At 63.0% G+C, this 13,921-nt stretch carries 13 protein-coding genes; 4 read left to right on the top strand and 9 right to left on the bottom strand.

All coding sequences use genetic code 11. The features are described 5' to 3' along the window. Positions 1-49: 49 nt before the first annotated feature. A complete protein-coding gene (locus J4P02_RS04255; RefSeq protein ID WP_426188617.1) occupies positions 50-532 on the bottom strand; it encodes a DUF523 domain-containing protein in 483 nt (160 codons plus the stop codon). A 2-nt stretch (positions 533-534) separates the two neighbouring features. Beyond that, on the bottom strand, positions 535-1,164 hold the full coding sequence (locus J4P02_RS04250; RefSeq protein WP_426188086.1) for a 2OG-Fe(II) oxygenase: 630 nt from the start codon (positions 1,162-1,164) through the stop codon (positions 535-537). Between the two features lie 161 nt (positions 1,165-1,325). Here J4P02_RS04250 and J4P02_RS04245 point away from each other — a divergent pair, with 161 nt between their 5' ends. Continuing rightward, entirely contained in the window at positions 1,326-2,078 is a 753-nt protein-coding gene (locus tag J4P02_RS04245) for a DUF2059 domain-containing protein (RefSeq protein ID WP_426188084.1), read from the top strand. A 24-nt stretch (positions 2,079-2,102) separates the two neighbouring features. On the opposite strand, the gene J4P02_RS04240 is transcribed toward J4P02_RS04245, so the two are convergent. Beyond that, the gene (locus tag J4P02_RS04240) at positions 2,103-3,041 is read right to left on the bottom strand and encodes an alpha/beta hydrolase (protein WP_426188082.1); all 939 of its coding nucleotides are present in this window, start codon (positions 3,039-3,041) and stop codon (positions 2,103-2,105) included. A 112-nt stretch (positions 3,042-3,153) separates the two neighbouring features. Here J4P02_RS04240 and J4P02_RS04235 point away from each other — a divergent pair, with 112 nt between their 5' ends. The 3 genes from J4P02_RS04235 to J4P02_RS04225 all read left to right on the top strand — a co-directional run bounded on the left by J4P02_RS04235 (position 3,154) and on the right by J4P02_RS04225 (position 6,842). Further along, entirely contained in the window at positions 3,154-3,732 is a 579-nt protein-coding gene (locus tag J4P02_RS04235; protein ID WP_426188080.1) for a DUF6436 domain-containing protein, read from the top strand. 110 nt (positions 3,733-3,842) lie between these two features. Then, positions 3,843-6,254 (top strand): penicillin acylase family protein, encoded by a 2,412-nt coding sequence (locus J4P02_RS04230; RefSeq protein WP_426188077.1) that lies wholly within the window; start codon positions 3,843-3,845, stop codon positions 6,252-6,254. Positions 6,255-6,500: 246 nt separating this feature from the next. Beyond that, positions 6,501-6,842, top strand: coding sequence for a carboxymuconolactone decarboxylase family protein (locus J4P02_RS04225; protein WP_426188075.1), 342 nt, complete (start codon positions 6,501-6,503; stop codon positions 6,840-6,842). 81 nt (positions 6,843-6,923) lie between these two features. Here the strand turns inward: J4P02_RS04225 and J4P02_RS04220 are convergent, their stop codons facing one another. From J4P02_RS04220 to J4P02_RS04195, 6 genes are all read right to left on the bottom strand, one after another. Further along, positions 6,924-7,814, bottom strand: a complete 891-nt coding sequence (locus tag J4P02_RS04220; protein ID WP_426188073.1) for an ABC transporter permease subunit — start codon at positions 7,812-7,814, stop codon at positions 6,924-6,926. After that, the gene (locus J4P02_RS04215) at positions 7,811-8,692 is read right to left on the bottom strand and encodes an ABC transporter permease subunit (protein ID WP_426188616.1); all 882 of its coding nucleotides are present in this window, start codon (positions 8,690-8,692) and stop codon (positions 7,811-7,813) included. The genes J4P02_RS04220 and J4P02_RS04215 overlap by 4 nt, the downstream gene beginning before the upstream one ends. 35 nt (positions 8,693-8,727) lie before the next feature. Beyond that, a complete protein-coding gene (locus J4P02_RS04210; RefSeq protein WP_426188071.1) occupies positions 8,728-9,870 on the bottom strand; it encodes an ABC transporter ATP-binding protein in 1,143 nt (380 codons plus the stop codon). Positions 9,871-9,941: 71 nt separating this feature from the next. Next, positions 9,942-11,036 carry a polyamine ABC transporter substrate-binding protein gene (locus J4P02_RS04205; protein ID WP_426188069.1) on the bottom strand — a complete coding sequence of 365 codons (1,095 nt, stop codon included), beginning with the start codon at positions 11,034-11,036 and terminating at the stop codon, positions 9,942-9,944. A 189-nt stretch (positions 11,037-11,225) separates the two neighbouring features. After that, positions 11,226-12,323 (bottom strand): polyamine ABC transporter substrate-binding protein, encoded by a 1,098-nt coding sequence (locus J4P02_RS04200; RefSeq protein ID WP_426188067.1) that lies wholly within the window; start codon positions 12,321-12,323, stop codon positions 11,226-11,228. A 197-nt stretch (positions 12,324-12,520) separates the two neighbouring features. Further along, the gene (locus J4P02_RS04195) at positions 12,521-13,885 is read right to left on the bottom strand and encodes an aspartate aminotransferase family protein (protein WP_426188065.1); all 1,365 of its coding nucleotides are present in this window, start codon (positions 13,883-13,885) and stop codon (positions 12,521-12,523) included. Positions 13,886-13,921 lie beyond the last annotated feature (36 nt).

Raw genomic sequence — 13,921 nt, 5'->3', positions numbered from 1 at the left:
ACCGCTGGCGACCGACTGCAAAAGCCGGCGCCGCGCTGGTGCACGGCGACTACAGAGCCGCCAGGGCGGCAGCGGCCTCGGGCAGTTGCAGCTCGCTGAAGACCTGCACGCCGTGGCGCTTGAGCAGGGCCGCGGTAACCCCCTCCCCCGGCACTCGGACGCCGCTGAAGCTGCCGTCATAAGTCAGGAGATTGCCGCAGGACGGGCTGTTGGCCTTGAGTACGGCGATCCGGATGCCGTGTTTTTCCACCAGTTCCAGGGCCAGCCGAGCGCCCCTAAGGAATTGGGCGCTGACATCCTCGCCTGCCGTGGTCAGCACCCGGGCCGTGCCCTCGAGCACCTGTACGCCCTGCCCGCCGGGAATTTCCGCCGCCGCCCGCGGAGTTGGCAAGCCACCGGCCACTTCCGGGCACAGCGCCACCACCCGCCCTTCCTGCAACCACGCCGCCAACTGATCGAAGGGCCCACTGGCCCCACCGTCGTAGCGCACGCGGTGGCCCAACAGGCAGCGGCTGACCAGGACTTTATGCATCATCAGAACGGCTCGTTGCCGCGGCGCCGGAACCAGCCGGTCAAGGACAGCCGCTCGCGGGTCGCCGGCAGCACTTCATGGGGTAGCTCGCCGGAAAGAAACACCACCAGCCGGCCGCCCACCGGGTCCACGTCATGCTCCTGGCCCGCCAGGTACATGCGCAACTGGCCGCCATGTTCCGGCAACCACTGCGAGTTGAGGTAGATCACCGCCGAGACCATGCGCCGGTCGTCATCGCGAAAACGATCGACATGGCGCTTGTAGAAGGCCCCCGGCGGATACAGGGCAAAGTGGCACTCGAAATCTTCCAGGCCCAGGAACAGGCCGCGATTGAGCGCCTCGCGCAGGCTGTCCATCAGCCCCAGGTAGGTATCGCTAGCCTCGGCCTGGCCGGGTTCGAGCCACTGGATATGGTCGCCACGAATACCCTCGCGAATCTCCTGGGCCGGGCCGCGCCCCACTCCGGCCGGCGCCAGCTCGCCTTCGGCGGCACGTTTACGGCACTCAGCCGCCAGTTCGAGGGTCAGAGCCTCGGACAGGAATAGATTCTGTTGCGACCAGCCACAGGCGGCCAGGTCGTCGACGATGCGCAACAACAGCGGATGATCAGAGGGTATGTGCATGGCGCGCATAGTATCCAGCCTCAGATAAATCTGACAGAGCCACAGAGCAGGGGATCGAGCATTTTTTTCAATGGGCTTACACATCATCGGTTTGCCGAGCGATGCTGATACGAATTCTCGACAACCAGCCCCTTGCCCCGGAGAATAGTCGCCTGCTGACAGGAGTCCCTATGCGTCGTTTGCTTTTCTCACTGTTGATGTTCTGCACCTTGCCTGCCTGGGCAGACAGCCACGACCAGTTGTACAAGGTCGCCGGTTGGGCGGAGCAGCGCGCGCATTTCAACGATGCCTTGAGCGCCGCCCAGCAGCGCTACCAGAACAGCCTGCCACCAGCGGTGTACCAGGCCCTCGTGGACAACAGCAACCAGCGCTTCGCGCCCCAGGCGGTGGACCGGCGCGCCGAAGCGCAGCTGCGTCAGCACCTGGCCGACCCGGCCCCGGCCCTGGCCTTCTTCCAGTCGCCCCTGGGGCGCAAGATTGTCGCCGCCGAACTGCTGGCCACCCGCCGCGACCAGTTGGCCAAGAACGCCCAGGGCTTGCCGAAGATGCAGGCCAGCGACAACCGTCAGTTGATCATCGGCCACCTGGCCCAGGCCTTGCCGGCCAAGGAGGCGGGTGCGGAAGTCAGCCTGGCGATCGCCGGGGTCGCTGCCGACAGCCTGAGCCAGATGATTCCCGGCCTGCTGGGCAATGGCCAGGCACAGGGCATGCTCAACGGCCAGCGCCAGCGGCTGATGCAGCAAATCGGCAACGACCTGAACAACACCCTGCTGTATGTCTACCGGGACCTTTCCGACACCGAACTGGAAGAATTCGCCACCTTTGCCGAGTCCAGCGAGGGCAAGGCCTATTACCAGGCCGCCCTGGCGGCAATTCGTGCTGGCCTGGCGGTTGGCCAGAGCAGCTCCAGCCTCGCGCCCTGAAGCCAGAACCGCTGCCTGAACAGATCAGAGATGCCGAGTGAGAAAGGCGAAGTACTGATCGCGGTACAGGGGAATCTCGTTGGCCAGGTGATGCCGCGCCTGGGGCAGCAGCAGAATCTCGGGGGTAGCGAACTTGCTGCGAATCACCTGCAGGTTGTGCTCCCAGTCCACAGTCATGTCTGCCTGCCCCTGGACGATCAGTGGCTGCCTTGAACTCTGCGGCGCCGCCTCCAGACGCTTGATCCAGCGCGCCAATGCGCCCACCCAGGCGGTGGGCAGGCGCTGCGGTTGCAAGGGGTCGGCCTGGAGAAAGGCCAGGAAGTCCGCATCGTTGGAGTTCTCGCTGAAGCGCCGGGCAATGCCTTTGACAAAGGGCCGCAGCAGGTAATAGCTGAGCAACGACCAGCCCCAGGCCCGCGGGCGCACCAGCGGCGACAGCAGCAGGACCTGGCCCTGGGCCGGGCTGTCGGCGCCCTGGTTGAGCAGGTGGTCGATGATGATCGCGCCACCGGTGCTTTGCCCGAACAGGTGCCAGGGCTGGGGCAGATCCAGGGACCGGGCCTGTTCGAACAAGCCCTGCAGCACCCGTTGGTACACCGCGAAATCATCGATGCTGGCGCGCTCGCCACTGGACAGGCCGTGCCCGGGCAGGTCGCAGGAAATCACCACGAAATGGCGCTGCAGCGCCCATTCGATCACATGCCGGTACAGGCCCATGTGGTCATAGAAACCGTGGAACAGAAACAGCGTTGCCCGGGGCTGCGGCGGCCACCAGACCTGAGCGACCACCTCGAAGCCATCCACCTGGAAACGTCCCAGGCGGCTCTGCGGCACCAGCGCCCGAGCGGCAAAATCCAGCCCGTAGAAGCGCTGGTAGGCCTGCCCCTCTGCCGACAGGGGTTGCCCGGCGGCCAGGAGTTGCAGGCTGGCGCGCAGGTGGTCGGGGTCGAACGTCGGGGGCATGGGCAGTTCCAAGACAGCGGTATCGGGGGATAAAACAGGCTTTGTGAGGCTGCGATATTCATCTGTCGCGACAAGCATGGCAAGCTACGCGACCTTCGAGGACCGATCGCCCATGCCCAAGCCCTACCGCACGCCCCTGCTTGCCAGCCTGCTGGTGCTGATCTGCGCCGTCGTGCTGTGGAGTGCCTACGACTGGTTCCAGGGCCGCTACCTGCGGGCCTTCAGCGAACACACCGCAGTGTTCTCCGGCGACCCGCTGCAACTGCCGGCCGACCTGGCCGGCCCTGGGGCGATCCGCCTGGTGCACTTCTGGGACCCGGCCTGCCCCTGCAACGTCGGCAACCAGCAACACCTGGCCGAGCTGATCGAAATCTACGGCGCGCGGGGCGTGGAGTTCTACTCGGTACAGAAGCCAGGCAGCCACGGCCAGCTACCCGCCAACCTGGCGCGCCTGAAGACGCTCGACAGCCTGCCCGGCGCGGAGCAGATTCCCGCCAGCCCGGCGGTGGCAATCTGGGATCGCAGCGGCAAGCTGGCCTATTTCGGCCCCTACAGCGAGGGCCTGACCTGCAACTCCAGCAACAGCTTTATCGAGCCCATCCTCCAGGCCCTGGAACAGGATCGCCAAGTCAGCGCCACCCACACCCTGGCGGTAGGCTGCTACTGCCCCTGGAATAGCGGCGCCCACTAAGGCATACGCGACTATTCGAGGACTGCCACCTGCGCCAGCCCCGCCACTTGTGCTAAATCTTTGCAGTTCTCCCAAGGCGGCATTGAACACAACAACAGCAAGGAGCCCGCATGAAACGTAGCCTGACTGTCATTGCCGTCCTGATCCTGGCCCTGTTGGCCGCTGTCGCCGGTTATCTGTACAGCAAGCAGCCGACGCGCCAGGGCCAGGTGGCAATCAACAGCCTGCAAGGCTCGGTCAGCGTGCGCTACGACGAGCGCGGCGTGCCGCATATCCGCGCGGAAAACGAAGCCGACCTGTACCGTGCCCTGGGCTACGTGCATGCCCAGGACCGCTTGTTCCAGATGGAAGTACTGCGGCGCCTGTCTCGGGGCGAGCTGGCAGAAGTCCTGGGCCCCAAGCTGCTGGACACCGACAAGCTGTTTCGCAGCCTGCGCATTCGCGAACGGGCCGACAGCTATGTGGCCGGGCTCGACCGCCAGTCCCCGGCCTGGAAGGCCCTGGAAGCCTATCTCGATGGTATCAACCAGTATCAGGACAGCCACGCCAGCCCCATCGAGTTCGACGTCCTGGGCATCCACAAACGCCCCTTCACCGCCGAAGACAGCGTCAGTGTCGCCGGTTTCATGGCCTACAGCTTCGCCGCGGCCTTCCGCACCGAGCCGCTGCTGACCTATGTCCGCGACCAGTTGGGCAACGACTACCTGAAGGTCTTCGACCTCGACTGGCAGCCCAAGGGCGTGCTGGCCAAGGGCAAGACGCAAGCTGGCCTGCCCCTGGCCGGCATCGACTGGCAGGACCTGGGACGCATCGCCCGCCTGAGCCAGGAGGCCCTGAGCGAGGCCGGGCTGCCGCAATATGAGGGCAGCAACGCCTGGGCAGTGTCTGGCAGCCGGACCAAGAGCGGCCGCCCGCTGCTGGCCGGTGACCCGCATATCCGCTACTCCCTGCCGTCGGTGTGGTATGAGGCGCAGCTGTCGGCGCCGGGCTTCGAGCTCTATGGCCATCACCAGGCCCTGGTGCCCTTCGCGTTCCTGGGCCACAACCTGGACTTCGGCTGGAGCCTGACCATGTTCCAGAACGACGACCTGGACCTGATCGCCGAGAAGCTCAACCCGGATAACCCCAACCAGGTCTGGTTCCACGATAAATGGGTCGACATGACCAGCAGCGAGCAACAGATCGCGGTCAAGGGCCAGGCCCCGGTGACCCTGACCCTGCGCCGGTCGCCCCATGGCCCGATCATCAACGACATGCTCGGCAGCACCGTGGGCAAGGCGCCGGTGGCCATGTGGTGGGGTTTCCTGGAAACCCCGAACCCGATCCTCGACGGTTTCTACCAGCTCAACCGCGCCGATACCCTGGCCAAGGCCCGTGCAGCGTCGGCCAAGGTTCATGCGCCGGGGCTGAACATCGTCTGGGCCAATGCCAAGGGCGATATCGGCTGGTGGGCCGCGGCGCTATTGCCCAAGCGCCCGGCCGGGGCCAAGCCGGCGTTTATCCTCGATGGCAGCACCGGCATGGCGGACAAGGAAGGCTTCTACCCCTTCAGCGCCAACCCCCAGGAAGAGAACCCGGCCCGGGGCTATATCGTCTCCGCCAACTTCCAGCCGGTATCCCCCACCGGCATGGAGATTCCCGGTTACTACAACCTGGCCGACCGTGGCCAGCAACTGGACCGGCAGCTCAGCGACAAAAGCCAGAAGTGGGACCTGGAGAACACCCAGAAACTGCAACTGGGCACCACCACCGCCTACGGCCCACGCCTGCTGGCGCCACTGTTGCCCGTGCTACGGGAAGTGGTCAGCGACCCCGAGGAACAAAAACTGGTGGAGCAGTTGGCCAAATGGCAGGGCGACTATCCGCTGGAGTCCACCAGCGCCACCCTGTTCAACCAGTTCCTGTTCCAGTTGGCCGATGCCGCCTTCCACGAAAAACTCGGCGATGCCTATTTCGACGCGCTGATCCAGGCCCGGGTGGTGGATGCCGCCCTGCCCCGGCTGGCCGCGGACCCGGACTCGCCCTGGTGGGACAACCGCACCACGCCCCAGCGTGAAACCCGGGCCGACACCGTCAAGGCGGCCTGGCGCGCCAGCATCGACCACCTGCGCCTGATCCTCGGCGCCAACCCGGCTCAATGGCGCTGGGGCAAGGCTCACACCCTGACCCACGGCCATCCGCTGGGCATGCAGAAGCCCCTGGACCGGATTTTCAATGTCGGCCCCCTGGATGCACCCGGTAGCCATGAGGTGCCGAACAACCTCACGGCGAAGATCGGCCCGGCGCCCTGGTCGGTGATCTATGGCCCCTCGACCCGGCGCATCATCGACTTCACCGACCCGGCCCACAGCCTGACCATCAACCCGGTGGGCCAGAGCGGGGTGCTGTTCGACAAGCACTACGACGACCAGGCCGAGGCCTATATCGAAGGGGTCTACCAGCAGGCACATTTCAGCGAAGAGGAAGTCACGGCCAATACCCGCAGCACCCTCAAGCTGCTGCCGGCGCGCACGCCCCGGTAAGTGGCGACAGGGTTGCCTACCGCGTCCAAGGCACCGCCCCAGGGCGTGCTCGCAAGCCTCAGCCCCGAAGGTCAGGGGGAACAAGACCGAGGATGGCGCAGCAGGCAAGAGCTGCGCCCAACCGGCCAGGGCGGTGAGCCTGTCATTTGGCTTCATTTGGACGAATCAGGCGGCCCGAAACGCCAGGATGGTCAAGACTGAAGGTGTTACGACAGCACACCCTCAACCCATCCCGGAGTGAATGCGATGTTCCATAACTGGTCCGAACTGCTGCCTACCGTGAAAAAAGCCTTTGGCTCCCTGGGCAAGAGCAACCCGAAAATGGTCCAGGCCTATATGGCCCTGGGTGAAGCCGCTGAAGAAAACAACGTGCTCGATGCCAAGACCCGCGAGCTGATTTCCATAGCCGTGGCCATCACCACCCGCTGTGACGGCTGTATTGGCGTACACGCCGACGCCGCGATCAAGGCCGGCGCCACCCGCGAAGAAGTGGCTGCGGCCCTGGCCACGGCGATCTCGTTGAATGCCGGTGCCGCCTACATCTACTCGCTGCGCACACTGGAGGCCTATGACAGCCTGAAGTCTTGAGCGCCCCGGGCGGGACAGTTCAGGGCATAAAAAAACCTCGCTCCCGGTAACGGGGCGAGGTTTTTTATTGCCTGGTGCAGGTCAGGCGGCTTCCGCTGCCTGGGAGCGACGTACTTCCGGCTGCTTCCAGGAATCGGCGGCGCTCTCTTCGATGGCCTGCTGGATCGCCCGCTTGCGCGCCTCTTCGGCACGACGGCTGAAGAACCACACCAGGAAGGTCACCAGGGACACCGCCAGCAGGATCAGGCTGGCCACGGCGTTGATCTCCGGCTTGACCCCCAGGCGTACCGCCGAGAAGACTTCCATCGGCAAGGTGGTGGAACCCGGGCCCGAGACGAAGCTGGCCAGCACCAGGTCGTCCAGGGACAGGGCGAAGGACATCATGCCGCCCGCCGCCAGCGACGGCGCGATCATCGGGATGGTGATCAGGAAGAACACCTTCCACGGCCGCGCACCCAGGTCCATGGCCGCCTCTTCAATGGACAGGTCCAGCTCGCGCAGGCGCGCCGAGACCACCACCGCCACATAGGCCGCGCAGAAGGTGGTGTGGGCGATCCAGATGGTGACGATGCCGCGCTCCTGGGGCCAGCCGATGGCCTGGGCCATGGCCACGAACAGCAGCAGCAAGGACAAGCCGGTGATCACTTCGGGCATCACCAGCGGCGCGGTGACCAGGCCGCCGAACAGGGTACGGCCCTTGAAGCGGGTAATCCGTGTCAGCACGAAGGCCGCCAGGGTGCCCAGGGCCACCGCGGCCACTGCGGTGTAGCAGGCGATCTCCAGGGAGCGCAGCACCGAACCCATGAGCTGGGTGTTGTCCAGCAAGCCCACGTACCAGTTGATCGACCAGCCGCCCCACACCGTCACCAGTCGCGAGGCGTTGAACGAGTAGATCACCAGGATCAGCATCGGCAGGTAGATGAACAGCAAGCCCAGCACCAGCATCAGGCTGGAAAAACTGAAGCGCTTCATTCCTTGCCCTCCATTTCCTTGGCCTGACTGCGGTTGAACAGGATGATCGGCACAATCAGGATCGCCAGCATCACCACCGCCAGGGCGGAAGCCACCGGCCAGTCACGGTTGTTGAAGAACTCTTGCCACAGCACCTTGCCGATCATCAGGGTTTCCGGGCCACCCAGCAGTTCCGGAATCACGAACTCGCCCACCACCGGGATGAACACCAGCATGCAGCCGGCGATGATGCCGTTCTTGGACAGCGGCACGGTGATCTGCCAGAAGCTGTTGAAGGTGCTCGAACCCAGGTCGGCGGCCGCCTCCAGCAGGCTCTGGTCGTGCTTCACCAGGTTGGCGTAGAGCGGCAGGATCATGAACGGCAGGTAGGAATAGACCACGCCGATATACACCGCGATGTTGGTGTTGAGGATCTGCAGCGGCTCGTTGATCCAGCCCATGGACATCAGGAAGCCGTTGAGCAGGCCGTTATTGCTGAGGATGCCCATCCAGGCGTAGACGCGAATCAGGATCGCGGTCCAGGTCGGCATCATGATCAGCAGCACCAGCACCGTCTGCAGCTCCTTGCGGGCACTGGCGATGGCATAGGCCATCGGGTAGCCGATCAGCAGGCAGAGGATGGTGCTGAAGAACGCGGTTTTCAGCGAGCCGAGGTAGGCGGCGATATACAGCTGGTCGTCGCCCAGCATCGCGTAGTTGCCGAGGTTGAGCAGCAGCTGCAGCTTCTGGTCGACGTAGCTGTAGATCTCGGTGTACGGCGGAATGGCCACGTCCGCTTCGGCGAAGCTGATCTTCAGGACGATGAAGAACGGCAGCATGAAGAACAGGAACAGCCAGATGAACGGAACCCCGATGACCAGCTGGCGGCCACCGGGAATTATTCGATTGAGTCGGCGCTTGAGCTTTCGCATGTTCATGAGCGCAGTACCACGCCGCTGTCGTCTTCCCACCAAACGTAGACCTGGTCGCCCCAGGTCGGCCGGGTGCCACGGCGTTCGGCGTTGGCGACGAAGGATTGCACCAGCTTGCCGCTCGGCAGCTCGACGTAGAACACCGAGTGGCCGCCCAGGTAGGCAATGTCATGCACCTTGCCGCTGGACCAGTTGTGCTCGCAGGTGGGCATCTCGGCGGTGACCAGCAGCTTTTCCGGGCGGATCGCGTAGGTAACCGATTTGTCCTGCACCGAGGTGCTGATGCCGTGGCCGACGTAGATATTGCGGTCCAGGTCCTTGCAGGTGATCAGCGCATGCCCCTCGGCGTCGTCCACCACTTCGCCCTCGAAGATGTTGACGTTGCCGATGAATTCGCAGACCAGGCGGCTGACCGGGGTTTCATAGATGTCGATCGGGCTGCCGATCTGGGCGATCCAGCCCAGGTGCATGATGGCGATGCGCTCGGCCATGGTCATGGCCTCTTCCTGGTCGTGGGTCACCATCACGCAGGTCACGCCCACGCGCTCGATGATCTCCACCAGCTCCAGCTGCATCTGCGAGCGCAGCTTCTTGTCCAGGGCGCCCATGGGTTCGTCCAGCAACAGCAGCTTGGGCCGCTTGGCCAGGGAGCGGGCCAGGGCCACGCGCTGGCGCTGGCCACCGGACAGCTGGTGCGGCTTGCGCTTGGCGTACTGGCTCATCTGCACCAGCTTGAGCATCTCCGCCACCCGGGCGTCGATCTCGGCGGACGGGATCTTGTCCTGCTTGAGGCCGAAGGCGATGTTCTGCGCCACGGTCATGTGCGGGAACAGGGCGTAGGACTGGAACATCATGTTGATCGGCCGCTCATAGGGCGGCATGTCGGTGATGTCCACGCCATCGAGGAAGATCCGCCCCTCCGTGGGCCGTTCGAAACCGGCGAGCATGCGCAGCAGGGTGGACTTGCCCGAACCCGAGCCACCCAGCAGGGCGAAGATCTCGCCTTTCTTGATTTCCAGGGACACATCGTCCACGGCCACCGTCTCGTCGAACTTCTTCGTGACCCGGTCGATCTTGACCAGCACCTGCTTGGGTGTCTGGTCGCCCTCGAGGGCTTTCTTATAGGCGCCGGAGGCAACTGCCATTTGCGGAACTCCCAACAGAATTTGCAGCCCGCCGCACGCCGGCGGGCCTTGGATAGTTTGTGCCTGTGAAACTATTTACCCGTCTTGACCTTGGTCCAGCTGCGGGTCATCAAGCGTTGGATATTGGCTGGCAGCTCGATGGACACATAGGTCTTGTCGAGCACGGCCTGCGGTGGATAAACCGCTTCATCGGTGCGGATGGACTGCTCCATCAGCTTGTCCGACCCGGGGTTGGGGTTGGCATAACCGACGTAGTCACTGACCTGGGCGATCACCTCAGGCTGCAACACGTAGTTGATGAAGGCATGGGCCTCTTTGACATTGGTCGAATCCTTGGGGATCGCCAGCATGTCGAACCACAGGGCACCGCCCTCCTTGGGGATCGCGTAGGCGATGTTCACGCCCTTGCCGGCATCGGCGGCCCGGGACTTGGCCTGGAAGATGTCGCCGGAAAAGCCGATGGCCACGCAGATATTGCCGTTGGCCAGGTCAGAGATGTACTTGGACGAGTGGAAGTAGGTCACGTAGGGACGCACCGCCAGCAGCTTGGCCTCGGCCTTCTTGTAGTCCTGGGGGTTGGTGCTGTTGGCGTCCAGGCCCAGGTAGTTGAGTACCGTGGGCATCATCTCATCGGCGGAATCGAGGAAGGCCACGCCGCAGCTGTTGAGCTTCTTGATGTTCTCCGGCTCGAACAGCACGCTCCAGGAGTCGATCTTGTCCACGCCCAGCACGGCCTTGACCTTGTCGACGTTGTAGCCGATGCCGTTGGTGCCCCACAGGTACGGCACCGCGTACTGGTTGCCCGGGTCGTTCATTTCCAGGCGCTTGAGCAGCACCGGATCGAGATTCGAATAGTGGGTCAACTGGCTCTTATCGAGCTTCTGGAAGGCCCCGGCCTTGATCTGCTTGCCCAGGAAGTGGTTGGACGGCACCACCACGTCATAGCCGGTACGCCCGGCCAGCAACTTGCCTTCCAGGGTTTCGTTGGAATCGAAAACGTCGTACACCGGCTTGATCCCCGTGGCTTTTTCAAACTCCGCCAGGGTGTTCTGCCCGATGTAATCGGACCAGTTATAAATATGCACGGTCGATGCAGCCTGGGCGCCGACCATCAGCGTCAGGCCGGCAGCGGCCAGCACGGCTTTGCGAAATAAAGAAATAGGCAAGTGGAGGTCCTCTTAAATAGTTGGGCCCAAGTTGCCCCGCGCTACCTGACAGCCCCCAAGCTGCCCAGCAACAAAACCGGCGCGCAACTTACCCTCGATAAACCAATCCAGCAAAACTTTCTGTCATTTAATTGTTTCCTGTTGCCGCCCTCGCCAAGACGACGGCAACAGGAGATGCCACAAATCGGCTTATTTACCGGATTTGATCTTGGTCCAGCTGCGGGTCAGGATGCGCTGGGTTGCGGCCGGCAGGTCGGCAATCGCATACAGCTTGGCCTGCACATCCGCCGGTGGGTAAACGCCCGGGTCGCTGGTGATGTCTTTATCGACCAGCGCGGTTGCAGCGGCGTTACCGTTGGGGAAGCGCACGGCGTTGGTGATCTCGGCCATGATTTCCGGCTTCTGCAGGAAGGTCATGAACTTGTAGGCGCCCTCGACGTTTTCCGCGTCTTTAGGGATAGCGACCATGTCGTAGAAGCTGCCGGCACCTTCCTTGGGAATGTTGTAGCTGACCTTGACCTTGTCACCGGCTTCGGCAGCGCGGGCCTTGGCCTGGTAGATGTCACCCGAGTAGCCGACGGCTACGCAGATGTTGCCGTTGGCCAGGTCAGAGATGTACTTGGAGGAGTGGAAGTAGCCGATCGATGGACGAATCTTGAGGAACAGCTTCTCGGCTTCATCCAGTTGCTTCTTGTCCTGGCTGTCGGTTGGGTAGCCCAGGTAATGCAGCGCCACCGGGATCATCTCGGTTGGCGAATCGAGGAAACTGATGCCGCAAGACTTCAACTTCTCGGCGTTTTCCGGCTTGAACAGCAGGTCCCAGGAGTTGGTTGGCGCGTCGGCACCCAATGCAGCCTTGACCTTCTCGGCGTTGAAGCCGATGCCGATCGAACCCCACATGTAAGGGAAGGCATGCTTGTTGCCCGGGTCGCTCACCGATACCGCCTTGAGCAGCGATTCGTTGAGGTTCTTCCAGTTCGGCAACTTGGACTTGTCCAGTTCCTGATAGACGCCAGCCTTGATCTGCTTGGCCAGGAAGTTGTTGGAAGGCACTACCACGTCGTAGCCGGACTTGCCGGCGAGCAACTTGGCTTCCAGGGTTTCGTTGCTGTCGAACACGTCATAGACAACTTTGATGCCGGACTCGGCTTCAAACTTCTTGATGGTGTCCGGGGCGATGTAATCGGACCAGTTGTAAACGTGCAGCACTTTATCATCCGCCTGAACCGCCGCCGCCATCACGCCCATCAGGGACATGGCGAGGAGGGTCTTGCCAGCTAACTTCATACCTAATGCCTTCATGCGTAATGCTCCAATTATTCTTTTTTAACCACATTCCTGATAACCAGGAGCCAGCGACCGGTACTGGCCATCAAGAACGGCGGCTAGTCTGGCAAGATCCACGGCCGGCTTTCAACAAGCACCCGACCTTTATATCCACTTCGAACGCAGTGCCCGCAAGCACCGCGCTCAAAGCCTAGCACTCAGTTCTGCAGCGCACTCAAGGTCAGGTCCAGGCACTTGCGGGCCTTGGTCACCAACTCGTCGATTTCCGCCTCGCTGATCACCAGCGGCGGCGCAATGATCATGGTGTCGCCCACGGCGCGCATGATCAGGCCGTTATCGAAGCAGAACTGCCGGCAGATCATGCCCACACCGCGCCCGGTGTAGCGCTCTCGGGTGGCCTTGTCCTTGACCAGCTCGATGGCCCCCAGCAGACCGACGCCCCGAACCTCGCCCACCAACGGGTGGTCGCTGAGCTCGCGCAGACGTTTCTGCAAATACGGTGCCGCTTTTTCCTGGACGCGCTGGACGATTTTCTCTTCGCGCAGGATACGGATATTTTCCAGAGCCACGGCGGCGGCCACCGGATGCCCGGAATAGGTGAAGCCGTGGTTGAAGTCACCGCCCTCGTTGAGCACCGCCACCACTTCGTCGCGCACCACCAGGCCACCCATGGGGATGTAGCCCGAGGTCAGGCCCTTGGCGATGGTCATCATGTCTGGCTTGAGGTCGTAGAAATCGCTACCGAACCACTCACCGGTGCGGCCAAAGCCACAGATCACTTCGTCGGCGACAAAGAGGATGTCGTACTTGGCGAGGATTTCCTTGATCCGCGGCCAGTAGCTGTCCGGCGGAATGATCACGCCGCCCGCGCCCTGGATCGGCTCGGCAATAAAGGCACCGACGTTGTCCACGCCCAGCTCGAGAATCTTTTCTTCCAGCTGGTTGGCGGCCCAGATGCCGAATTCCTCGGGGCTCATGTCGCCGCCTTCGCCAAACCAGTAGGGCTGCGCAATATGCACAATGCCCGGAATCGGCAAGTCACCCTGCTCGTGCATGTAGGTCATGCCGCCGAGGCTGGCGCCGGCCACGGTGGAGCCGTGGTAGCCGTTGACCCGGCTGATGATGGTCTTCTTGTTCGGCTGGCCCTTGATCGCCCAATAGTGGCGGACCATGCGCAGCATGGTGTCGTTGCCCTCGGAACCGGAGCCGGTGAAGAACACGTGGTTCATGCCTGGCGGGGCCACCTCGGCAATTGCCTTTGACAGCTCCAGCGCCGGCGGGTGGGCGGTCTGGAAGAACAGGTTGTAGTACGGCAGTTCGCGCATCTGCTTGCTGGCGGCCTCGGCCAGCTCATCGCGACCATAGCCCACGGCCACGCACCAGAGGCCGGCCATGCCATCGAGAATCTGATTGCCTTCACTGTCCCAGAGGTACACACCCTTGGCATGGGTGATGATCCGCGGCCCCTTCTCCTTCAATTGCTTGAAGTCACTGAAAGGCGCCAGGTGGTGATCACTGCTGAGGGTTTGCCACTCGCGGGTTTGCGGGTTTTTATGAGTCATCAATGTCTCCTAAGTGTCAGTGAAGGCGCCGCCGGC

Origin of the sequence: Pseudomonas sp. NFXW11 (assembly GCF_049887815.1) — a bacterium.
Lineage (GTDB): Bacteria > Pseudomonadota > Gammaproteobacteria > Pseudomonadales > Pseudomonadaceae > Aquipseudomonas.
This window is presented reverse-complemented; position numbering and strand designations above follow the sequence as displayed.

Excerpts from the sequence above, each read along its gene's own strand:
- J4P02_RS04230 (WP_426188077.1), top strand. The coding sequence starts at position 3,843 with ATGAAACGTAGCCTGACTGTCATTGCCGTCCTGATCCTGGCCCTGTTG.
- J4P02_RS04235 (WP_426188080.1), top strand. The coding sequence starts at position 3,154 with ATGCCCAAGCCCTACCGCACGCCCCTGCTTGCCAGCCTGCTGGTGCTG.
- J4P02_RS04195 (WP_426188065.1), bottom strand. The coding sequence starts at position 13,885 with ATGACTCATAAAAACCCGCAAACCCGCGAGTGGCAAACCCTCAGCAGT.
- J4P02_RS04210 (WP_426188071.1), bottom strand. The coding sequence starts at position 9,870 with ATGGCAGTTGCCTCCGGCGCCTATAAGAAAGCCCTCGAGGGCGACCAG.
- J4P02_RS04220 (WP_426188073.1), bottom strand. The coding sequence starts at position 7,814 with ATGAAGCGCTTCAGTTTTTCCAGCCTGATGCTGGTGCTGGGCTTGCTG.
- J4P02_RS04245 (WP_426188084.1), top strand. The coding sequence starts at position 1,326 with ATGCGTCGTTTGCTTTTCTCACTGTTGATGTTCTGCACCTTGCCTGCC.
- J4P02_RS04240 (WP_426188082.1), bottom strand. The coding sequence starts at position 3,041 with ATGCCCCCGACGTTCGACCCCGACCACCTGCGCGCCAGCCTGCAACTC.
- J4P02_RS04250 (WP_426188086.1), bottom strand. The coding sequence starts at position 1,164 with ATGCGCGCCATGCACATACCCTCTGATCATCCGCTGTTGTTGCGCATC.
- J4P02_RS04200 (WP_426188067.1), bottom strand. The coding sequence starts at position 12,323 with ATGAAGTTAGCTGGCAAGACCCTCCTCGCCATGTCCCTGATGGGCGTG.
- J4P02_RS04255 (WP_426188617.1), bottom strand. The coding sequence starts at position 532 with ATGCATAAAGTCCTGGTCAGCCGCTGCCTGTTGGGCCACCGCGTGCGC.
- J4P02_RS04225 (WP_426188075.1), top strand. The coding sequence starts at position 6,501 with ATGTTCCATAACTGGTCCGAACTGCTGCCTACCGTGAAAAAAGCCTTT.